The 21,913-nt window shown below is 55.2% G+C and carries 20 protein-coding genes and 3 tRNA genes; 13 read left to right on the forward strand and 10 right to left on the reverse strand.

The window, feature by feature from the left end; genetic code table 11:
- The first annotated feature begins 4 nt into the window (after positions 1 to 4).
- Positions 5 to 148, forward strand: coding sequence for a hypothetical protein (locus GOV87_RS09190; RefSeq protein WP_171125203.1), 144 nt, complete (start codon positions 5 to 7; stop codon positions 146 to 148).
- A gap of 82 nt (positions 149 to 230) precedes the next feature.
- A complete protein-coding gene (gap, locus tag GOV87_RS09195) occupies positions 231 to 1,235 on the forward strand; it encodes a type I glyceraldehyde-3-phosphate dehydrogenase (protein ID WP_171211554.1) in 1,005 nt (334 codons plus the stop codon).
- Here the strand turns inward: gap and coaD are convergent.
- The 3 genes from coaD to GOV87_RS09210 all read right to left on the reverse strand — a co-directional run bounded on the left by coaD (position 1,227) and on the right by GOV87_RS09210 (position 3,203).
- On the reverse strand, positions 1,227 to 1,718 hold the full coding sequence (coaD, locus tag GOV87_RS09200) for a pantetheine-phosphate adenylyltransferase (protein WP_171125207.1): 492 nt from the start codon (positions 1,716 to 1,718) through the stop codon (positions 1,227 to 1,229). The two genes, gap and coaD, sit on opposite strands and share 9 nt — an antisense overlap.
- A gap of 84 nt (positions 1,719 to 1,802) precedes the next feature.
- Positions 1,803 to 2,240: a CBS domain-containing protein gene (locus tag GOV87_RS09205; RefSeq protein ID WP_171121331.1), complete on the reverse strand. Its 438-nt coding sequence runs from the start codon at positions 2,238 to 2,240 to the stop codon at positions 1,803 to 1,805.
- Between the two features lie 60 nt (positions 2,241 to 2,300).
- Positions 2,301 to 3,203, reverse strand: coding sequence for a LysR family transcriptional regulator (locus tag GOV87_RS09210; RefSeq protein ID WP_171211555.1), 903 nt, complete (start codon positions 3,201 to 3,203; stop codon positions 2,301 to 2,303).
- A 104-nt stretch (positions 3,204 to 3,307) separates the two neighbouring features.
- On the opposite strand from GOV87_RS09210, the gene GOV87_RS09215 reads away from it, so the two are divergent.
- Together GOV87_RS09215 and GOV87_RS09220 are read left to right on the forward strand one after the other, a co-directional pair.
- Positions 3,308 to 4,807 carry a CoA-acylating methylmalonate-semialdehyde dehydrogenase gene (locus GOV87_RS09215; protein ID WP_171121329.1) on the forward strand — a complete coding sequence of 500 codons (1,500 nt, stop codon included), beginning with the start codon at positions 3,308 to 3,310 and terminating at the stop codon, positions 4,805 to 4,807.
- 201 nt (positions 4,808 to 5,008) lie between these two features.
- A complete protein-coding gene (locus GOV87_RS09220; RefSeq protein WP_171121705.1) occupies positions 5,009 to 5,593 on the forward strand; it encodes a L,D-transpeptidase in 585 nt (194 codons plus the stop codon).
- A gap of 48 nt (positions 5,594 to 5,641) precedes the next feature.
- Here GOV87_RS09220 and GOV87_RS09225 read toward each other — a convergent pair whose 3' ends face one another.
- Positions 5,642 to 6,118 carry a fasciclin domain-containing protein gene (locus GOV87_RS09225; RefSeq protein WP_170485513.1) on the reverse strand — a complete coding sequence of 159 codons (477 nt, stop codon included), beginning with the start codon at positions 6,116 to 6,118 and terminating at the stop codon, positions 5,642 to 5,644.
- Positions 6,119 to 6,189: 71 nt separating this feature from the next.
- Positions 6,190 to 7,041 carry a class I SAM-dependent methyltransferase gene (locus GOV87_RS09230; protein WP_171211556.1) on the reverse strand — a complete coding sequence of 284 codons (852 nt, stop codon included), beginning with the start codon at positions 7,039 to 7,041 and terminating at the stop codon, positions 6,190 to 6,192.
- Positions 7,042 to 7,182: 141 nt separating this feature from the next.
- Between GOV87_RS09230 and GOV87_RS09235 the strand changes: the two genes are divergently transcribed.
- The 5 genes from GOV87_RS09235 to GOV87_RS09255 all read left to right on the forward strand — a co-directional run bounded on the left by GOV87_RS09235 (position 7,183) and on the right by GOV87_RS09255 (position 11,977).
- Complete coding sequence (locus GOV87_RS09235; protein WP_171211557.1) at positions 7,183 to 8,298, forward strand: carboxylate-amine ligase; 1,116 nt, start codon at positions 7,183 to 7,185, stop codon at positions 8,296 to 8,298.
- Positions 8,299 to 8,426: 128 nt separating this feature from the next.
- Positions 8,427 to 9,569: an acyl-CoA dehydrogenase family protein gene (locus tag GOV87_RS09240; protein ID WP_171125217.1), complete on the forward strand. Its 1,143-nt coding sequence runs from the start codon at positions 8,427 to 8,429 to the stop codon at positions 9,567 to 9,569.
- A gap of 7 nt (positions 9,570 to 9,576) precedes the next feature.
- Complete coding sequence (locus GOV87_RS09245) at positions 9,577 to 10,617, forward strand: enoyl-CoA hydratase/isomerase family protein (protein WP_171211558.1); 1,041 nt, start codon at positions 9,577 to 9,579, stop codon at positions 10,615 to 10,617.
- Between the two features lie 3 nt (positions 10,618 to 10,620).
- Complete coding sequence (mmsB, locus tag GOV87_RS09250) at positions 10,621 to 11,493, forward strand: 3-hydroxyisobutyrate dehydrogenase (protein WP_171121323.1); 873 nt, start codon at positions 10,621 to 10,623, stop codon at positions 11,491 to 11,493.
- Between the two features lie 94 nt (positions 11,494 to 11,587).
- The gene (locus GOV87_RS09255) at positions 11,588 to 11,977 is read left to right on the forward strand and encodes a hypothetical protein (protein WP_254447336.1); all 390 of its coding nucleotides are present in this window, start codon (positions 11,588 to 11,590) and stop codon (positions 11,975 to 11,977) included.
- Positions 11,978 to 11,996: 19 nt separating this feature from the next.
- Here GOV87_RS09255 and uvrA read toward each other — a convergent pair whose 3' ends face one another.
- The 3 genes from uvrA to GOV87_RS09270 form a co-directional block, all read right to left on the reverse strand.
- Positions 11,997 to 14,855, reverse strand: a complete 2,859-nt coding sequence (gene uvrA, locus GOV87_RS09260) for an excinuclease ABC subunit UvrA (protein ID WP_171211559.1) — start codon at positions 14,853 to 14,855, stop codon at positions 11,997 to 11,999.
- 177 nt (positions 14,856 to 15,032) lie between these two features.
- Positions 15,033 to 15,109 (reverse strand) — tRNA-Asp (locus tag GOV87_RS09265).
- A gap of 45 nt (positions 15,110 to 15,154) precedes the next feature.
- A tRNA-Asp gene (locus tag GOV87_RS09270) sits at positions 15,155 to 15,231 on the reverse strand.
- A gap of 394 nt (positions 15,232 to 15,625) precedes the next feature.
- Here GOV87_RS09270 and GOV87_RS09275 point away from each other — a divergent pair.
- Together GOV87_RS09275 and GOV87_RS09280 are read left to right on the forward strand one after the other, a co-directional pair.
- Complete coding sequence (locus GOV87_RS09275; RefSeq protein WP_171211560.1) at positions 15,626 to 16,294, forward strand: porin; 669 nt, start codon at positions 15,626 to 15,628, stop codon at positions 16,292 to 16,294.
- A gap of 121 nt (positions 16,295 to 16,415) precedes the next feature.
- Positions 16,416 to 16,490: transfer RNA gene (locus GOV87_RS09280), tRNA-Val, on the forward strand.
- Positions 16,491 to 16,590: 100 nt separating this feature from the next.
- Here the strand turns inward: GOV87_RS09280 and lon are convergent.
- Together lon and tgt are read right to left on the reverse strand one after the other, a co-directional pair.
- A complete protein-coding gene (lon, locus tag GOV87_RS09285; protein WP_171211561.1) occupies positions 16,591 to 18,999 on the reverse strand; it encodes an endopeptidase La in 2,409 nt (802 codons plus the stop codon).
- Between the two features lie 211 nt (positions 19,000 to 19,210).
- Entirely contained in the window at positions 19,211 to 20,341 is a 1,131-nt protein-coding gene (tgt, locus tag GOV87_RS09290) for a tRNA guanosine(34) transglycosylase Tgt (RefSeq protein WP_171211562.1), read from the reverse strand.
- A 328-nt stretch (positions 20,342 to 20,669) separates the two neighbouring features.
- Here tgt and GOV87_RS09295 point away from each other — a divergent pair, with 328 nt between their 5' ends.
- Both GOV87_RS09295 and GOV87_RS09300 read left to right on the forward strand, forming a co-directional pair.
- Positions 20,670 to 21,560 carry an SPFH domain-containing protein gene (locus GOV87_RS09295; RefSeq protein ID WP_171121318.1) on the forward strand — a complete coding sequence of 297 codons (891 nt, stop codon included), beginning with the start codon at positions 20,670 to 20,672 and terminating at the stop codon, positions 21,558 to 21,560.
- Positions 21,560 to 21,841 carry an NfeD family protein gene (locus GOV87_RS09300; RefSeq protein ID WP_171211563.1) on the forward strand — a complete coding sequence of 94 codons (282 nt, stop codon included), beginning with the start codon at positions 21,560 to 21,562 and terminating at the stop codon, positions 21,839 to 21,841. The genes GOV87_RS09295 and GOV87_RS09300 overlap by 1 nt, the downstream gene beginning before the upstream one ends.
- The last annotated feature ends 72 nt before the right edge of the window (positions 21,842 to 21,913 follow it).

Here is a 21,913-nt window from a genome sequence, read left to right on the forward strand (position 1 = left end):
CCAAATGACCAATCAAATCGCAATCTGGCTGGGTCTATTGCTTCTGGGCGGCGCTTTTCTGGACTTTGCCCTGTTTGGACCCGAACATTTCGTGTTCCTCGGCAAGAAATTCTATGCCTTTCTGGATTGGATCGCCTTCTGGCGATGACAGAGGTTTTGCTTGACTTTTTCGTCGTTCTGACGTTGTTAGCGCTAACTAGAACATGGCCGATACACGGACGGAGCAAACCATGACACTCAAACTGGCAATCAATGGATTTGGACGCATCGGACGCAACGTGTTGCGGGCTGTTATGGAAAATGGCCGGACCGATGTTGAAATCGTCGCCATCAACGATCTGGCAAAACCGGAAATGAATGCGCATCTGTTCGAGTTTGACAGTGTCCATGGCCGCTATTCCAAACCCGTAACCCTGTCGGATGCCGGTATGGATGTCGGTGCAGGCCCTATCCGACTGACCGGCGAGCGGGACCCTGAGACTCTTGACTGGCCCGATGTGGACGTTGTCCTGGAATGTACCGGCGTGTTCCGCACGCGCGAGGCAGCCGCCCGCCATCTGGAGAACGGGTCGAAAAAGGTTCTGATCTCGGCCCCGGCACGTGGAGACGGTGGCGTTAAAACAGTCGTATTTGGCGTAAACGACCACGAACTGACGGCGCAGGACACCATCGTTTCAAACGCCTCGTGCACCACAAACTGCCTGTCACCAGTCGCTGCCGCTTTGGATGCGGGCCTTGGCATTGTCCATGGCAACATGACGACGGTTCATGCCTATACCGCCAGTCAGCCGGTGCACGATTCCGCGGGCAAGGACCCCTATCTATCACGCGCGTCGGCTCTGTCGATGATCCCGACAACAACCGGTGCTGCATCCGCAGTTGGTCTTGTATTGCCGCAGTTGCAAGGCAAACTGACCGGTCAAGCCATCCGTGTGCCGACGCCGAATGTCTCGGTCGTTGATCTGGTGGCCGAAGTCTCGCGTGCGACCACAGAAGACGAGGTCAACGCCTTGTTTGTCGAAGCGGCGGCTAAAATCCCCGGCGTATTGGCGGCCGAACAACGCCCGCTTATCTCGGTCGATTTTAACCACGATTCCCACAGCTCAACCGTGTCCCTGCCCGAGACAAAGGTCACCGACGGTACTCTGGTCCGGGTGTTGGCCTGGTATGACAATGAATGGGGATTCTCGAACCGGATGCTGGATACCGCAGCGGCGATGGGTGCGTTATCCTAAGCGCGCTTTCAATGCTGTATTGACGCGGGGTGTGACGAATTTCGATACGTCCCCGTCCAGCCGGGCGATTTCTTTAACCAGTTTCGACGCGATCGCCTGGTGACGTGCTTCGGCCATCAGGAAAACGGTTTCCACCGAATTATCCAATGCACGATTCATGCCAACCATTTGAAATTCATACTCAAAGTCGGCAACCGCGCGCAAACCACGCACGATAATCTGCGCGCCGACATCGCGGGCGCAGTCGATCAGAAGGTTTTCAAAGGGATGTGCAATGATTTCAGTACCCGTTTGCTCCGTCAGAAGTGCGCATTCCGCCTCGATCATGGCGACGCGTTCTTCCAGGGTGAACAAGGGGCCTTTGTCCCGATTGATTGCGACGCCAATCACCAGCTTGTCGACAAGCGCGGAAGCGCGGCGAATGATGTCGATATGACCCAAAGTGATCGGATCAAAAGTTCCGGGATACAATCCAACCCTCATCGCGGCCTCCTGCGCAACAAAATTTCTGCGCAAGCAAACATAACTCTGCCGCAGGTGCAATAGGAAGTAAGGTTTGAGGGGTGATTAATGCCCCATGATCATCGTTTCCAGCGCTTCCTTTTCCATTGCAAGTTCTGACAATTGCGCTTTGACGACATCGCCCAGGGTGACAATTCCAATCAACTGTCCGTCTTCCACAACCGGCATGTGGCGAAAGCGGCCGGTCGTCATGCGTTGAAGAACATCTTGCACACTGTCCTGCCGCGTTGCGGTTTCCAGATCGCTTGTCATATAGGCGCTGACGGACCGATTCAGACAACCACTGCCGCTTGCGGCCAATTCCCGTACGATGTCACGTTCAGAAAGGATACCGGATGCTGTTTCCCCACCATCCACAGACACCACGACCGTACCGATCCGTTTTTCCGCTAGTATTTTCGAAGCCTCGGACACGGTGATATCGGGGGTAACAGTAACGACCCCCTCGGTGGCCTTGGATTTCAGAATGGTCTGTACAAGCATATAGATTACCTCCGAAATAACTTCCTGTTTTACAAAGCGTTGCCGGAATGTCTAAACCTGTCAAGGTGAAGCTTCGGCCTCAAGCCGCTCAACCTCTTCGCGAATACCAAGCGTCAGGGCCTGCGCAAAACGGTTCAATCGTTCATTTCGTTGGTCCCCCTGATGGCGGACAAGGTGAAAACTTCGGGTCAGACTTACCTGATCCGTCAGTATTTTCTGCAAACATGGATGGAACGGCAGGGTAAAGTCATGCGCCATGCAAATACCTGAGCCCAGCGAGACTTGCCTCAGTTGAACCGAAACCGAATTCGATGCAAGCGCGACACGGTCAACACCGATATCGACCAGATAATCCAGTTCGCGATCAAAGATCATGTCCGGGATGTAACCGATCAGCCTGTGCCCACTCAAAGCCTCGACTGAGTTGATTGTGGGGTGAGCGTGCAGGTAATCCTGCGTTGCAACCAGATGTAACCTATAGTCCGTGATCTTCTGAACCAGCAACTTCCCCGCTGTCGGCGCGCTTACCGTCACCGCCATGTCCGCTTCACGGCGTGACAGGTTTATGACGCGCGGTAAGGCCAGGATTTGTATATCCAGTTCAGGATTGGCTTCGCAGATCTTCGCGCAAACCTGCGGCAAAAGATAATTGGCGCATCCATCAGGTGCCCCGATCCGAATTTGGCCGCTCATCGTCTTGGACGATCCAGCCAACGCACCAGACGCAGCACGCATGGCCTCTTCCGCCTTCAGCCCGTATTCCAGAAGGCGCTCACCGGCGGTGGTCAGCAAATATCCCTGCGGGGACTTTGAAAAAAGCGGTGTGTCCAGTGACATTTCAAGCCGCCCGATCCTGCGCCCGACCGTAGCGGGATCAATTTTGAGCAAACGTCCAGCCGCCGTCAGACTTTCCTCACGGGCAACCGCAAGAAATACACGCATATCATCCCAGTTTGGCGTCACGTTTTATCCTATTGCATTTTTGCAAAGCACCTTTGGGAGATTGCCTCTGTTCACGCGATTTATGCAAGCCTATTCTGCCCGCAAATCTATCGGAGGAAATGGAAATGTCCGAACTGTCCCACTTTATCAATGGCGAGAATGTCGCTGGCACGTCTGGTCGCTTCGACGATGTGTTCAATCCGGCAACAGGCGAAGTTCAGTACAAATGCCCCATGGCAAGCGCTGCTGAAACCACCGCTGCGATCGAAAGTGCCGCGGCTGCGCAACCTGCTTGGGGCGCGACAAACCCTCAGAAGCGTGCGCGTGTTATGATGGCAATGGTTCACCTGATGAACCGCGACATGGATAAACTGGCCGAGGCACTCAGCCGTGAACACGGCAAAACCATCCCGGACGCCAAGGGTGACCTTCAACGCGGGCTGGAAGTGATCGAGTACTGCATCGGCGCGCCTCAGATGTTGAAGGGTGAGTTCACGGACAGCGCGGGTCCAGGCATCGACATGTATTCGATGCGTCAACCGTTGGGTGTTGTGGCCTCGATCATGCCGTTCAACTTCCCGGCGATGATGCCTCTATGGCATGTGGGCCCTGCTTTGGCCTGTGGTAACGCGGTCGTTTTGAAACCGTCCGAACGTGACCCCTCGGTTCCGCTGATGCTGGCCGAACTGTTCATCGAGGCAGGTCTGCCCAAAGGCGTCTTTCAGGTCGTGAATGGCGATAAAGAGGCAGTCGATACCCTGCTGGACAGCGAAATTATTCAGGGCGTGTCTTTCGTGGGCTCGACCCCGATTGCACAGTACATCTATTCCCGCGCCACGGCGAACGGCAAACGTGCTCAGTGCTTTGGCGGTGCCAAGAACCACATGATCGTGATGCCGGATGCAGACATGGATCAGGCCGCCGATGCGCTGGTCGGTGCGGGATTTGGCGCTGCGGGCGAACGCTGCATGGCGATTTCGGTTGCGGTTCCTGTAGGGGAAGAAGCAGCCGACGCGTTGATCGAAAAGCTGATCCCGCGCATCGAAAAACTCAAAGTTGGCCCCTATACTGCGGGTGATGACGTGGACATGGGCCCCGTTGTTACAGCCGCCGCGAAAGAACGCATTTTGGGTCTGATCAACTCGGGCGTGGAACAGGGTGCAAAACTGGTCGTCGATAACCGCGATTTCAGCCTGCAAGGCTATGAGGACGGTTTCTTTGTCGGTCCTCACCTGTTCGACCACGTGACACCTGAAATGGATATCTACAAGCAGGAGATCTTCGGTCCTGTCCTGTCCACCGTCCGCGCCGGTTCTTATGAGGAAGCGCTGAAGCTGGCGATGGACCATGAATACGGCAACGGCACCGCGATCTTTACCCGTGATGGTGACACCGCACGCGACTTTTCAAGCCGCGTGAATATCGGCATGGTTGGCGTCAATGTACCGATCCCTGTTCCGCTGGCCTATCACACCTTTGGCGGCTGGAAGAAGTCCATGTTCGGTGACCTGAACCAGCACGGCCCTGACAGCTTTAAGTTCTATACCCGCACCAAGACCGTTACGGCCCGCTGGCCCTCGGGTATCAAGGAAGGTGGCGAGTTTAACTTCAAAGCCATGGACTGATTAAAAGCCTCCCCCATGAACACCAAACCCGGCCTGTATTGGCCGGGTTTTTTCGGCAAAGCTCTGCCGAAATCCAAGTTTTTGGCGAACTCACGATAAGTTCAAACTGACACCACTGGCAAATCCGTGCCGTCAGCAATATTTTACCTCAAATTTGTTCGAGCAGTTCCTGATCCGGAGGCAACATTGTCAAACCCCCGTATGACCCGCCGCACAGCTTTGTTGGGTGCAGCGTCCTTGCTGGCAACACCTGCTTTGGTGCGCGCGCAAAGCACGGATGCATTCCCGCAAACAGAAGATGCGATCAGCACACAGTTGCCTGTACGCCGCAATGTATCCTCGTTCTCGCAACAGAACTGGCAGGATCACTTTGACCAGTTGGGGGTTGGGTGTCTGCTGGCCGATATTACCAGCCGCGCGGTCCACTACTGGGGTCCGGATGGAACCTATAAACTGTACCCAAGTTCCGTTCCCATGAGCGAAGAACTGACCAAGCGCGGATATACCGAAGTGGTACGCAAGCGGGAAAACCCAAGTTGGACACCAACCGCGTCAATGCGCGAACGCGATCCCTCGTTGCCCGTTAGAATGGAGGGCGGAGACCCCGGTAATCCATTGGGCACCCGCGCGATGTATTTGGGCTGGCCGGCGTATCTGGTTCACGGAACACACGACACGCGTAAGATCGGACGCCAAAGTTCGTCTGGGTGTATCGGTCTGTATAACCAGCATGTTGAGGAGTTGTATCCTCTGGTTAAAGTCGGAACCCAAGTTCGACTGATCTGACAACAAAGCCCCGGTCACAAGGACCGGGGCTTTTTTTCTGATGAGTGATTACTCAGGCAGGATCACCGCGTCCACAACATGAATGACGCCGTTGCTTGCTTCGATGTCGGCTTGTACGACCTCTGCACCATTCACTTTGACGCCGTTCTTGGCATTCACGCTCAAACGATCGCCCTGAACGGTCAAAACCTTGGCGCGCTTCCCGGCAATATCACCCGACATCACCTTGGCGGGAACAACATGGTAAGTCAGAATCTCGACAAGTTGATCCTTGTTTTCAGGCAGCAGCAAAGTTTCCACGGTGCCTTCGGGCAGAGCGGCAAACGCTTCGTCGGTCGGCGCGAAAACTGTGTAAGGTCCGTTCCCTTTCAGCGTGTCGACGAGACCGGCGGCTTGAACGGCTGCGACCAGCGTATTGAATGACCCGGCAGAAACTGCGGTGTCCACGATGTCAGCGGCCTGAGCCTTTACTGGCAGTGTCAGTGCGATTGCGGCGGCTGCGCCCATGAATGTGCGGCGGAACATGGCTGTTAACTCCTCTCCAGCGTTGTATGGAAAGGGGTACGCGCCTTTGCGGAAGCCGGATCACAATGAGGTCAATTTTCTTTTATCTGCACCCAAATACTTTGCGCCCGACCGTCCTTTAGAAAAGGCAGGGCTTCCACCGCATCCAGACGATTCTGTTGCAGGTAATATCCCGGCCAAAGCATTGAAAAGGCGTCAGATTGCAACAGGGTGTGCAGCATATACTGCTCGCCCCAACCCGGACAATCATAGAAGAAACGCTTGGGATATTCGTAAGGCAGAAAAACATCGTGCACGTGGATGACGACGCCGGGTTTCAGGTTCGGAATGATCCGACAGAACAAATGCGCGACGTCGTTGCTCATACGGACAACATGGCTGGAGTCGATGAACAATACGTCACCGGATTCAAGCTGATCGAATACCGATGGATCGACATCTTCCAGCCGTTTTTGCTCGAACTGATCCACCACGTGCGCGATGTCTGCACGCGGAAACGGGTCGATCGCGGTTATCTGCGTGTCCAGCCCTGCGTCAATGATCGCCTGACGTGTAACGCGTGTCGAATTTCCGCACCCGACCTCGATCACCCGTTTGGGCTGAAACCTGCGGATCATGAGATACAGCGCGTCTGCGTCTGGGCTGTCGTAATACCCGTTTCCAACGAGATACCCGGTTTGATTGCGCGCGGGGTCTTTCAAGGCGTCCAGTGCGGCTGCGTGCTGGCGATATTCGTCGGCCAACTGCGTGATGTCGAACCTATCCATCCCAGGAGAAAGCGCATAGGCCGGGCGGGCCAGCCCCCCTGCCCGTTCAAACGCCTCAAGACGGGCGCGCTCCTCGCGCTCTGTCAACTTGTCGATCAGTTTTACTCCAAACCGGTCAAGCACCGTATTCAGCCGAGGGAATTTCCTGGGTTTCAATCGAAGACTCCGGGTTTGGATTTCATTTGATCCTGTCCTTACATTTGGAGACAGGCAGTCCGCAAGCACCGCGCGGGTAAACACTTGGCAAAAATCCAAATTCCGTATTCACTGGTCCGATAATCAACCATGAGGGCCGCCATGCAGCAGGAATTCACACTGGGCATCGAGGAAGAATATCTGCTGGTTGACCGTGACAGTCTTGAACTTGCCGAAGCACCCGAAGCCCTTATGGAAGCGTGTCAGGCGGATTTTGAAGGGCAAGTCAGCCCGGAATTCCTGCAATGTCAAATTGAGGTCGGCACCCGCCCCCACACAACGATCGGTTCAGCCCGAGAAGACCTAAAGCGGCTGCGTAGCTGCGTCGCAAGCCGTGCCGCAGACTACAATCTGGCGCCCATTGCGGTATCTTGTCATCCATTTGCGGATTGGAAGAAACAGCATCACACACGAAAAGACAGGTATGATGCCCTGCATCACGCGCTGGGCGGTGTCGCGCGCCGTATGCTCATCTGTGGGATGCATGTCCATGTCGGCGTCGAGGACCCGGCTTTGCGGGCCGACCTGATGCCTCAGTTGTCATACTTTCTGCCGCACCTTTTGGCCCTGTCCACGTCCTCGCCCTATTGGAACGGCGAGGATACCGGCCTGTCGTCCTATCGCCTGACCGTTTTCGATAACCTACCCCGCACGGGTCTTCCACCAGTGCTGGCAAGCTGGGCGGATTATGAACGGACGACCGGGATACTGGTCGAGCTGGGTGTCATCGAAGACACCTCGAAAATCTGGTGGGACTTGCGACCGTCCCATCGTTTTCCAACGCTCGAGACCCGGATAATGGACGTTCAGCCACGCTTGGAACACGCCTTGTCCCTGGCTGCGATGGTGCAAGCCCTGACGCGTATGCTGTGCCGATTAAAGGATCGCAACCTGCGGTGGCGTCAATACGACCGTTTTCTCATCGGAGAAAACCGGTGGCGCGCGCAGCGTTACGGCGTTGGTGAGGGGATGATAGATTTTGGCGATCGTTCCATCAAACCGATGCCCGAACTCATGGGGGAGTTGATGGGATTACTTGCCGAAGACGCCGAGGCCTTGGGGACCATGACCGAACTGGCCCGCCTACAGCAAATCGCTCAGAACGGCACATCGGCCACCCGCCAACGTCGCGTTTATGCAGAAGCCACAGCCCGGGACGAAGATCCCGGAAAGGCCGTCGTCAAACACCTGATAGAGGAATACCACGCGGATCTCTGACTAGGAATTCGGCGGCTTAATCCCGAACCGCCGGTACCCTGCTGGGGAATTGCTGACCATGAAAAATTTCTGTAAGAATTCGGAAATAAACACTTGTTCAATTCATCCGACGGCGTGGGAGGCAAGCCATGGATTTCGCAATGACCGAAGAGCAAACAGCGATCTTCGATATGGCCTATGATTTTGGCCAGGAAAACATCGCCCCTTACGCGCGCCAATGGGAGGCCGACGGAACGATCCCCAAGGACCTGTGGCCCCGGATCGGCGAACTGGGGTTCGGAGCGCTATATGTTTCAGAAGACGGTGGTGGATCGGGCCTCAGCCGATTGGACGCCACCTTGGTTTTCGAGGCGCTGTCCATGGCCTGCCCCTCAGTCGCGGCCTTTTTGTCGATCCACAACATGTGCGCCAAGATGCTGGACAGCTTTGCGAGCGATGAGTTGAAGTCGCGCATCATGCCAGAGGTTCTAAGCCTGAACACCGTACTCAGCTATTGCCTGACAGAACCGGGTTCGGGCTCGGACGCCGCGGCGCTTAAGACCCGGGCGGCGCGTACGAACGAAGGCTACACTCTGAACGGAACCAAAGCTTTCATCTCGGGCGGTGGCTATTCCGATGCTTATGTTTGCATGGTTCGCACGGGCGAAGACGGACCAAAGGGCATCTCGACTGTCTATGTCGAAGACGGAACGCCCGGCCTTAGCTTTGGTGCGCTGGAACAAAAAATGGGATGGAAAAGCCAACCCACCGCGCAGGTTCAGTTTGACGATTGCAAGATTCCGGCTGGGAACCTTGTCGGTGCCGAAGGTGACGGGTTCAAATATGCCATGATGGGGCTGGATGGTGGGCGCCTTAACATTGCCTCGTGTTCTCTGGGCGCAGCGCAAACCGGGTTGAACATGACCTTGCAATATATGTCCGAGCGCAAAGCCTTTGGGCAATCTATTGATCAGTTTCAGGCCCTACAGTTTCGTCTTGCCGATATGGAGATTGAACTGCAAGCCGCCCGCACCTTCCTGCGTCAGGCCGCGTGGAAGCTGGACCAAGGCGCGCCCGACGCGACAAAATTTTGCGCCATGGCGAAGAAATTCGTGACAGAAACCGGGTCAAAAGTCGTGGACCAATGTCTGCAGCTTCATGGCGGTTATGGCTATCTTGCTGACTACGGGATCGAAAAGCTTGTCCGCGACCTGCGTGTTCATCAGATTCTGGAAGGCACAAACGAGATCATGCGCGTCATCGTTTCGCGCCAAATGCTGGCCCAACGCTGAGGTCCGAATGTCAGACATCGAAATCCGTACCGAAGGCCGCGCTGGACGCATTACATTGACCCGGCCGCAGGCGCTTAATGCGCTCAGCTACGACATGTGCATGGCTATTGACGCAGCGATGCGAAATTGGCGCGAGGATGACGCCGTCGATTTAGTCATTTTGGATGCGGTGGGGGAAAAGGCATTCTGTGCAGGTGGCGATATTGCCGAACTGTATGAAACAGGCACAAAGGGCGATTTCGACTATGGACGAACGTTCTGGCGGGATGAATACCGGCTTAACGCGCTGATCTTTGAATACCCGAAGCCAGTTGTCAGCTTTCTACAAGGTTTCACGATGGGTGGCGGGGTCGGAATTGGATGCCACGGCAGCCACAGAATTGTTTGCGAATCCAGCCAGATCGCGTTGCCTGAATGCGGCATCGGTCTGATCCCTGACGTTGGAAGCTCGCTTATGTTGGCGTTGGCGCCGGGTCGTCTAGGCGAATATCTGGGAACGACCGGCTACCGCATGGGGCCCGGCGACGCAATTTATGCAGGGTTCGCAAATACTTTCATACCCTCGTCCCAATGGCCCGACATCATCCAGCTTTTGGAAGCATCCGGCGATGTCGCGCATCTGGCGAACCATGCGCAGATACCGCCGGACGGTAGCTTAACCATCGCTCAGTCTGAGATCGACACTGGATTCGGGGGGGAAGGCCTGGCGGATATTCTGAACACTCTGCATCATTCAGAGGATGAGTTTTCAGCAAGCGCCATGAAGATGATGCAACGTAGTTCACCCTTGTCGATGGCCTGTACCATTGAAATGCTTCACCGTTTGCGCAGTTCAAACCTGTCGATCCGCAAAGCATTGGAGCATGAATATCGCTTTACCTTCCGCGCAATGGAGAGCGGTGATTTTCTGGAAGGTATTCGCGCCCAGATCATCGATAAAGACCGCAAGCCGCGCTGGCGCCATAAGGATCAAATTGTTCCGGCTGTGGAGGTATCGAACATGCTTCGGCCGCTCGGTGCGGACACCCTGACATTCGAAGAGGAGTAACGGATGAAAATCGGATTTATTGGTCTTGGGAATATGGGAAATCCGATGGCGGCCAATTTGGCGAAAGCTGGTCATGCCGTAACCGGGTTCGATACCGCGAATGTAAGCGTTCCGGGTGTCGAGATGGCCAGTTCCAGCGCGGACGCGGCTTCGGGCGCTGAAATCGTGATTACGATGCTGCCCAACGGTCAAATCCTGCGTGCCGTCGCCGAAGACATCATTCCATCCATGTCCGAAGGATCGGTTTGGATTGATTGTTCAACCGTCGACGTAGACAGCGCCCGCGCCGTCGCATCACAGGCTGCCAAGGCCGGAATCTTGGCCGTTGACGCCCCGGTCTCGGGCGGTATTGGCGGGGCCGCTGCAGGAACCTTGACGTTCATGGCGGGCGGCAGTGATGCAGCCTTTGCAAAAGCCGCGCCATTGTTTGACATCATGGGCCAAAAAGCAGTCCATTGCGGCGAATCCGGGGCCGGGCAAGCAGCGAAGATCTGCAACAACATGATCCTTGGCGTCACCATGATCGCAACATGCGAAGCATTCGCCCTGGCTGACAAGCTGGGGCTGGACCGACAAAAGATGTTCGATGTGGTCAGCACCTCGTCCGGTTATAGCTGGACAATGAACGCCTATTGTCCAGCTCCGGGTGTAGGCCCAGCCAGCCCTGCAGACAATGACTATCAACCCGGCTTCGCGGCAGAGCTTATGTTGAAAGATTTGCGCCTTAGCCAACAGGCCGCCGAAAGTTCGGATGCTGACACGCCGATGGGACAAGCCGCAACTTCACTGTACGAACGTTTTGTTGAGGTCGAAGATGGTTTAGGCAAGGATTTCTCGGCCATGCTACCACGCTTCGAAAAGCGGGGGCGGGAATAACGGATCACCCTTGGCAGCTTATTGCCCATCGGGTTGACCTGAAAATTGCCAAGGGCCAACTATGTGACAGAGAAATCGAGCATAGGTGACACAGATGCTGCGGCATTTTAAGGTTCTTTTCCTGACATCGGCTATCGCGTGCAGCTCAACGGCTGTATTCGCGGCCAATGACAACAATCGGGCAAACGACAAAGTATTTCGCGTCCCGAATTCCCCGGTGGTGCTTGCAAAGGGCAAAGCAGGCCATTGCCCTCCGGGGCTTGCGAAGAAAGCCGTGCCGTGTGTGCCGCCCGGGCAAGCGAAAAAATACTACCGAACAGGTGACTACATTGATCGCGACTACCGTTGGATTAATGATCCGTACCGCTATGGCCTGAATCGTGGCGGATCGTATATCCGCGCCGGAGACTACGTTTACCGCGTTGATCCGGAAACGCGAAAGGTTCTGAACCTGATCGGGGCGGTGGCGGACATTCTGTACTGACCGTCGGTTATCACCACCATCACTCTGCCGCGACGCGTGCCCCATCCAGCATCTGTTTCAAATACCTCCCTGTGTGGCTGCGCGCCACATCGGCGACGTCTTCTGGCGTTCCTGTGGCAACGATTTCACCTCCCCCGTCACCGCCTTCGGGGCCAATATCAATGATGTGATCCGCCGTTTTCACGACATCCAGATTATGTTCGATGACGACCACGGTGTTACCCTGCTCGACCAGCTCATGAAGCACTTCGAGCAGCTTGCGCACGTCTTCGAAATGCAGGCCCGTCGTCGGTTCGTCCAGAATATAAAGCGTCCGACCGGTTGAGCGTTTCGACAACTCTTTCGACAGTTTTACCCGCTGCGCTTCGCCGCCAGATAGTGTCGTTGCCTGTTGGCCGACCTTGATATAACCCAGTCCGACGCGGGCCAGCGCATCCATCTTGTCGCGGATCGAGGGCACGGCTTTAAAGAACCCCTGCGCATCTTCCACTGTCATATCAAGGACATCCGCGATGGACTTACCCTTGAATTTGATCTCAAGTGTCTCGCGGTTGTAGCGCGCGCCTTTGCAGGTTTCGCAGGTGACATAGACATCGGGCAGAAAGTGCATCTCAATCTTGATGACGCCGTCGCCCTGACACGCTTCGCACCGGCCGCCCTTGACGTTAAAGCTGAAGCGACCGGGCTTATAACCGCGTGCCTTGGCCTCGGGCAAACCGGCAAACCAGTCGCGGATTGGGGTGAAGGCCCCGGTGTAAGTCGCTGGATTCGAACGCGGAGTCCGCCCAATGGGCCGTTGGTCGATGTCGATGACCTTGTCCAGATGCTCCAACCCTTTGATCGTCTCACAGGGCGCTGGTGTTTGCCGCGCCCCGTTCAGGCGCATCGACGCCGTTTTGAACAATGTCTCAATTGTCAGGGTGGACTTGCCGCCGCCCGAAACTCCGGTCACACAAACGAACTTGCCTAACGGGAATTCCGCCGTGACATTCTTGAGATTGTTTCCCGTCGCTTTGACAACGGTGACTTTCTTCTTGTTGCCCTTGCGGCGCTTTGCGGGAACCGAGATTTCCCGCGTTCCGGCCAGATACTGCCCCGTCATCGAGGCCGCATCTGCCGCAATTTCAGACGGCGTACCCTGGCTCACGACCTGTCCACCATGCACACCGGCGCCGGGGCCGATGTCGAATACATAATCAGCTTCGCGTATGGCTTCTTCATCATGCTCGACAACAATGACGGTGTTGCCTTGATCCCGAAGGTTTTTCAAAGTTCCGAGCAGCCGATCATTGTCGCGCTGGTGCAAGCCGATTGAGGGTTCATCCAAGACATAAAGCACCCCAGTCAGACCCGACCCGATCTGGCTGGCCAACCGGATGCGCTGACTTTCCCCACCCGAAAGCGTTCCACTTGAGCGCGACAGCGTAAGGTATTCCAATCCCACGTTATTCAGAAACCCAAGGCGTTCGCGAATTTCCTTTAGAATGGCCCGCGCGATCTCATTCTTCTGAACGCTCAGGTGGTTTGGAGCATCCTCGACCCATTCCAGGGCCTCACGGATCGACATCTGAACCACCTGCCCTACATGCAGACCCGCGATCTTAACCGCCAGAGCTTCGGGCCGCAGACGGTAGCCTTCGCAGGTCCCGCACGGCCGGTTGTTCTGATACCTCTCGAATTCTTCACGGATCCATGCGCTGTCGGTTTCACGATAACGGCGCTCCATGTTCGGGATCACACCTTCAAAGCTGCGTGTCACCTGATAGACGCGCCCACCCTCATCATAGCGGAACTGGATTTCCTCATCGCCCGAGCCCCGCAAGAACACCTGCTGGACGTTCTTGGGCAAGTCTTTCCACTGGGTATTCTTGTCGAACTCATAATGCCGCGCGATGGCTTCAATCGTCTGCAGAAAGTACGGGGATTTCCCTTTGCGCCATGGGGCAAGCGCCCCGTCATACAGCTTGAGCGTTTGATCGGGCACCACAAGGCGTTCGTCAAAGAACAGTTCAACACCCAGCCCGTCGCAATCCGGACATGCACCGAAAGGCGCGTTGAAGGAAAACAGACGGGGTTCGATCTCGGGGATGGTGAACCCACTGACCGGGCAGGCAAAGTTTTCGCTAAAGGTGATGCGCTCGGGGTCGCCCTCACGTGGAGCAGTTTCCAAGATCGCAATCCCGTCTGCCAAATCCAGCGCGGTGCGCAAGCTATCTGCAAGCCGCGTTTCCATTCCTTCCCGCACGACAAGGCGGTCAACAACCACGTCAATGTCATGCCGAAACTTCTTATCCAAAGTCGGTGGCTCATCCAGTTCGTAGAACTCTCCGTCTACTTTGACGCGCTGAAAGCCCTGTTTACGAAGTTCAAGGAACTCTTTCTTATATTCGCCTTTTCGGTCTCGTACGATCGGAGCAAGAAGGTATCCGCGCGTGCCCTCATCCATGGACATGATACGGTCGACCATATCCTGAACCTGCTGCGCTTCGATTGGTAAACCCGTTGCGGGGCTGTACGGCGTTCCAGCACGCGCGAACAGAAGGCGCATGTAGTCGTAAATTTCGGTCACCGTTCCCACGGTCGAACGCGGATTCTTGGAGGTCGTCTTCTGCTCGATGGAAATCGCCGGGGAAAGACCGCTGATGTGATCCACATCCGGCTTTTCCATCATGTCTAAAAACTGACGGGCATAGGCAGAAAGGCTTTCCACATAGCGCCGTTGGCCTTCGGCGTAGATGGTGTCGAACGCCAAGGATGACTTGCCCGAACCGGATAGCCCGGTGATCACCACAAGCTGATCCCGAGGGATATCCACATCAATACTTTTGAGGTTATGTTCACGCGCGCCGCGCACCTCGATATTCTTCAGCTCAGCCATATTCGGCCCCCAACACACAAGTGTCCTAGAAATAGGCGAGCCGCACTGAGTCTCCAACAGAAAAATTAGAACAAAGTGTGAACTGACGGAATATCGCCCATCCCTGCTGACACATACTGACGTACTGCCGATACTCGGCGAATTTCGCTCGGAAAAAAGGCAGGTTTTGAGGAAAAGTGGCGCGGTTGACGGGGCTCGAACCCGCGACCCCCGGCGTGACAGGCCGGTACTCTAACCAACTGAGCTACAACCGCGCACTTATTTTCATGGCCTATACCCTGGACCAAGGTTGGCAGCGATGGCGCGGTTGACGGGGCTCGAACCCGCGACCCCCGGCGTGACAGGCCGGTACTCTAACCAACTGAGCTACAACCGCCCACTGCCCGTTCGTTGCTGAACGTTGGGGTGTATTATGGCTAGGCTCGGACATCGTCAAGCGGCGTTTTGAAGATTTTTCCGAATTCCAAAAAATTCTTGGCCCTCAGGTCAGCGCGCCTACCAAGTTTCACAGTAAACATTGATATTTCTCGGCAGCGCGAAGTCCTAAATCGACATTCATCCTATAGGTGTGTCCGACCCGCAACATCGTCACGATTTCAAATCGACTCAGTACACTTTCCAGACCGAGGTGACTAGAGCAGCGCCCACCGGAAGAGTCTCAATCAGACGCTACCGAAAACAAGAAAAAGACGGAGCAGAAGAATGAAAAAATTATTCATTTCAGCGCACTATCTGTAACTATTGCCGCAAACCATGCCAACGCAGTCGAAGTGACCGGTGGCTATCTGGATTTAGGTTACAGAACTTTCACAGACAGCGATCTGGGTGATGTATTTAACCTGAACGGATCTGGCGAGCTGGCATTCAATCGTGCATTCAGCGTGCAGTTGGACTTGGGCGGCTACCGCTTTCAGGATTTGGGTGAAAACGCGACAAACTGGACGCTGCACGCAAACTGGCACACCAGCAAAAACGCTTCATTCGGTGCGTTTTATGGGCAGGAAAGCATCGATTCTCTTGATGTGGAATTCTACGGTCTGGAAACTGGCTTCGACGCAGGACCAGCCGAGGTTGAAGGCTATATCGCACGTCAACAGTTGAGCGATTTTTCGGACGTTGACGGCAATATGTTCGGTGTATCGGTTACCGCTGACCTGAACGACAAATGGGAATTCACAGCCAGCTATGATCTGGTGAATGACGTTCTCGGCGTTTTGGATTTTGATCTGTTTGCACTTGGCGCGAATTACGCAGCCAGTGACAACGCCGAGGTCTACGGGATTCTCGGAGTTGCTCATATCTCCTCACCTATCGTTTCGGGTAACACGAACGAAGCATATATCGGTGTCGGGGTACGGATGAATTTCGGCAACGAACGCGGAACCACATTCGGGCGCCGTGGAGTTTTCGACAAGCTTCCCGGTCTGCCTGGCCTGTAAAGACCAAAGCCCCGGAGATTACTTTCGGGGCTTTTCCTTCCAGGGGATATCAAACGACACACCAAATCTCATTTGGCCCCTCTTGCAGACGTTAATGACTCGCTGTAAGACGCCGCCTTACGGGTGATTAGCTCAGTGGTAGAGCGCTTCGTTCACATCGAAGATGTCAGGAGTTCAAATCTCTTATCACCCACCACCTACCCTTTTTAGGATCGCGAACAGACCTTTGGACTTGTCGTCCGGGCATAAGAAGAAGGGCGAGGTCGAAACCCCGCCCAATCCATTAAGTTCAAAGCTTAGTGCGTCGTTGCAGACGCCCCTGAACTATCCTTCGACTTTGCCGCCGCCGCTGCTGCTTCTTCTGCGGCTTCGTCCCATTCGATCGGCTCAGGTTCGCGCACCAGCGCTTGTTTCAGAACTTCGGACACGTGGGTTACGGGAATGATTTCCAGCCCCTCCTTCACATTGTCCGGAATATCCGCCAGATCTTTCTCATTCTCTTCCGGGATCAGGACCGTCTTGATACCACCGCGCAGGGCCGCCAGCAGCTTTTCTTTCAGCCCCCCAATCGGCATTGCGTTACCGCGCAGCGACACTTCGCCCGTCATGGCGATGTCTTTGCGCACCGGAATACCGGTCAGAACCGACACGATCGACGTCACCATTGCCAGTCCGGCAGAGGGCCCATCCTTGGGCGTCGCGCCATCTGGCACGTGAACGTGGATATCAAGCGTGTCAAATTTCGGCGGCTTGACCCCGATCTGAGGCGAAATTGAACGAACATAAGACGAAGCGGCGTCGATCGACTCTTTCATCACATCGCCCAACTTACCCGTGGTCTTCATGCGACCTTTGCCCGGCAGTTTCAGCGCCTCGATGTGCAGCAGATCGCCACCAACCGACGTCCAGGCCAGACCGGTTACAACACCAACCTGATCGTCCTGTTCGGCCAGACCATAACGGAACTTGGGCACGCCAAGAAAATCATCCAGATTTTCGGGCGTCACGGTAACCGAGTCCGCCTCTTTCTTGATGATCTTGGTCAGCGATTTCCGAGCAACCTTGGCAATTTCACGTTCAAGGTTCCGCACGCCCGCCTCGCGAGTATAGGTGCGGATGATCGACTGCAACGCCTCATCAGTCAGTTCAAATTCCTTGGCCTTTAGACCGTGGTTCTTGACCTGCTTGCTGATCAGGTGCTGCTTGGCGATCTCGGACTTCTCTTCCTCCGTATAGCCAGCCAGCGGAATGATCTCCATCCGGTCCAACAGAGGCCCAGGCATATTGTAGCTGTTCGAGGTGGTCAGGAACATCACGTTGGACAGGTCATATTCGACCTCAAGGTAGTGGTCCATGAACGTGCTGTTCTGTTCCGGGTCCAACACTTCAAGCATGGCCGAGGCCGGGTCGCCACGGAAATCCTGCCCCATCTTGTCGATTTCATCGAGCAAGATCAGCGGGTTCGTGGTTTTCGCCTTCTTCAGCGCCTGAATGATCTTACCGGGCATCGAGCCGATATAGGTCCGGCGGTGACCTCGAATCTCGGATTCGTCGCGCACACCACCCAGCGAGATGCGAATGAACTCGCGCCCCGTGGCTTTGGCAACCGACTTACCAAGCGAGGTTTTACCCACACCCGGAGGGCCAACAAGACACAGGATCGGGCCTTTCAGCTTTTTCGACCGCTGCTGAACCGCTAGGTATTCGACGATCCGTTCCTTGACCTTCTCAAGGCCATAGTGATCGGCATCCAGAATATCCTGCGCACGGCCCAAGTCCTTTTTGACGCGGGATTTGGTGCCCCACGGCAGAGACAAGATCCAGTCCAGATAATTCCGCACTACTGTGGCCTCAGCCGACATGGGCGACATGTTCTTGAGCTTCTTCAGCTCGCCTTCGGCCTTTTCGCGCGCCTCTTTCGACAGCTTGGTCTCGGCGATTTTGGCTTCCAGTTCAGCAACTTCGTTGCTGCCGTCCTCACCATCGCCCAGCTCCTTCTGAATGGCCTTCATCTGCTCATTCAGGTAGTACTCGCGCTGGGTCTTCTCCATCTGAGATTTCACGCGGGTCTTGATCTTTTTCTCGACCTGCAGAACCGACATCTCGCCCTGCATCAGACCATAGACCTTCTCAAGCCGTTCACTGACACTGAGGGTTTCCAGCAACTCCTGCTTCTGTTCAACCTCGATGCCCAAATGACCCGACACAAGATCAGCCAGCTTCGCCGGTTCGGCAGTTTCACCTACCGCAGTAAGGGCTTCTTCTGGGATGTTCTTGCGTACCTTCGCGTAACGCTCGAATTCATCGGCAACGGTGCGCAACAACGCTTCGGTTGTGGTCACGTCACCGGGAATTTCGGTCAGATATTCCGCGCGGGCTTCAAAGAATTCGTCATTCGTCAGGAATTCGTTGATCTGAACACGCGCCTGCCCTTCAACCAGCACTTTTACAGTACCGTCAGGCAGTTTCAGCAGCTGCAGAACATTCGCCAAAACACCTGAGCGATAGATGCCGTCTTCCGAAGGATCATCATCGCTTGGGTCAATCTGGCTGGACAGCAGAATCTGCTTGTCGTCCTGCATCACTTCTTCCAGCGCGCGGACGGATTTTTCCCGACCCACGAACAGCGGCACGATCATGTGTGGGAATACCACAATGTCGCGCAGCGGAAGTACTGGGTACGAGGAATTCAGAGGCTCTTGCATGCTCAATCCTTATCATTGGCAAGACGGCACCGGTCCCTCATCGAGGCAACGCCCGACCGTCTCCTGTTTGGACGATTAAGGTGGGGCTTCAGCGCCCGTTTTCAACCTCACCGTCATTTGTCTCAATCAGAATGACGCGTGGTTTTTCGGACTGCAAGGCGTCGCGCCAATATATCCACGGATTTTACCTCATGAAGGCGGTTCCGCGTTATTAAATCGGCTCAATATCGCCTTGCGCGCGCTGCGCGTGGAATTCGGAATGCCACGCCTGAAAGGTTCCCGCCGCGATAGCGTCACGCATTCCCCGCATGATTTCCTGAAAATAATGCAGGTTATGCCAGGTCAAAAGCATTCCCGAAATCATCTCATTCGACCGGAACACGTGGTGCAGATATGCGCGGGAATAGTTGGAACAGGCCGGGCACGCGCAATTCTCGTCCAATGGGCGTGGATCATCGGCGTGGCGCGCATTCTTAATGTTTACAACGCCATAGCGCGTGAACACCTGCCCCGTGCGCCCGGACCGAGATGGAAGGACGCAGTCCATCATATCAATTCCGCGTGCAACGGCCCCAACGATATCGTCGGGCTTTCCGACACCCATAAGATACCGAGGCTTATCTGCCGGCAGCATATCGGGGGCGAAATCCAGCACGTCGAACATGGCCTCTTGGCCTTCCCCAACGGCCAATCCGCCGACCGCGTAACCTTCGAACCCGATTTCTTTCAACGCGTCGGCCGATTCCTCGCGAAAGTCCTGTTCCAGCCCCCCTTGCTGGATACCGAACAATGCATGACCGGGACGGTCACCAAAAGCCTCGCGCGACCGCTCGGCCCAACGCATAGACAGGCGCATGGACTCGGCTATCCGATCACGGTCAGCAGGCAGCGCCGGACATTCATCGAAACACATGACGATGTCAGACCCCAGCAGACGCTGGATTTCCATCGACCTTTCTGGCGTCAGTTCATGTTTTGACCCGTCGATATGAGATTTGAAGGTCACGCCCTTTTCGGTCAGCTTACGGAGGCCCGCCAACGACATGACCTGAAACCCACCCGAATCCGTCAGAATGGGACGTTCCCAGTTCATGAACTTGTGCAGGCCACCCAGCCGATCAATACGCTCGGCAGTTGGGCGAAGCATCAGGTGATAGGTGTTGCCCAGCAATATATCCGCACCGGTCGCACGCACGCTTTCCGGCATCATCGCCTTAACGGTGGCCGCAGTACCAACAGGCATAAAAGCGGGTGTACGTACGTCGCCACGCGGCGTGTTTATGACGCCCGTTCTGGCCTTGCCATCGGTGGCCTTTAGCTCGAATGAAAACCGCTCGGTCATTGGATCGCTCTTTGGGTCGCTGAACCGGGCAGCATTTGCCTGATCTGAGGCTGTATTGCAACCCGTCGGCAAGTCGATGCGCAAAGCCCGGTTTTTATGGATCGCACAAAACCCGGCGAATAAACGCCAACCGTGGGGTCGCCTTCGTACATTTACCTCAACCGTACCCAACCTTTTCAGGATGCAAAGCAGCCACATTCCCAAAAATCCGGTACACAGCGTTAAGGTCAAAGATATGCAATTATGCGCATTCCCTTCATACCTGAGTTGAAATTGTGCGATTCAATCCCCAAATGTATACCATCGTACACAATAATAGAGGACAGATATGACCGAAGACCAAATTTTTGGACTGCTTTCATCAAATATAATCTACTTACTTGCGGCGGTTCTGGTTGTCGTCGTTATTTTCAAAGGCATTAAAATCGTACCTCAATCCGAAAAATACGTGGTTGAACGGTTTGGCCGACTGCATTCGGTCCTTGGCCCCGGTATCAATTTTATCGTTCCGTTTCTGGATGTTGCGCGCCACAAGATATCCATTCTGGAACGCCAACTTCCCAATGCAACGCAAGACGCGATCACCAAGGACAACGTGCTGGTGCAAATCGACACCTCGGTGTTCTATCGCATTCTGGAACCGGAAAAGACGGTTTACCGTATCCGCGACGTAGACGGTGCGATTGCCACCACCGTGGCGGGGATCGTGCGAGCCGAGATCGGTAAAATGGATCTGGACGAGGTGCAATCAAACCGTGCCCAACTGATCACTCGCATTCAGGAAAGCGTTGAAACCGCTGTGGATGATTGGGGAATCGAAGTGACCCGGGCCGAGATTCTGGATGTGAACCTGGATCAGGCAACTCGCGACGCTATGTTGCAGCAATTGAACGCAGAACGTGCGCGCCGTGCGCAGGTTACCGAGGCCGAAGGTCAGAAACGCTCGGTCGAGCTTCAGGCGGACGCAGAACTTTACGCGGCCGAACAGACTGCTAAGGCGCGCCGTATTCAGGCCGAGGCCGAAGCTTATGCCACCGGCGTTGTTGCCAAGGCCATTCAGGACAATGGCATCGAAGCCGCCCAGTACCAGGTCGCGTTGAAACAAGTTGAAGCCCTGAATGCGCTGGGGAACGGAACCGGTTCGCAAACGATTGTTGTGCCCGCCAACGCACTTGAAGCATTCGGCGATGCGTTCAAAATGCTGAAAGGAGCAAAGTGATGGCCGACCCGTTCTGGCTGACATGGTGGATCTGGCTTGCCGGGGCTTTAGCCCTCGGCATCCTAGAGATCGTCTTGCCCGGGTTCATCTTTCTTGGCTTTGCGATCGGTGCTGCAATTACAGGGATCTTGCTGGTAATTCCCGGCTTCGCCCCGTCGCTGTCTATTTTGCTGCTGATCTTTGCGGTGTTGTCCTTGGTTTCCTGGCTTGTGTTGCGGCGCATGTATTCGTTGCCCCAAGGACAGGTGAAAACCTTCAACCACGACATCAACGAAAAATAGCGCTGGCGCCCTTTTTGGCGCCACACCCCCACTGGACGCTGCCAGTGGCTTTCCCTATATAAATTCTCAGGA

The sequence above is a fragment of the Ruegeria sp. HKCCA5426 genome, assembly GCF_013034585.1.
Lineage (GTDB): Bacteria > Pseudomonadota > Alphaproteobacteria > Rhodobacterales > Rhodobacteraceae > Ruegeria.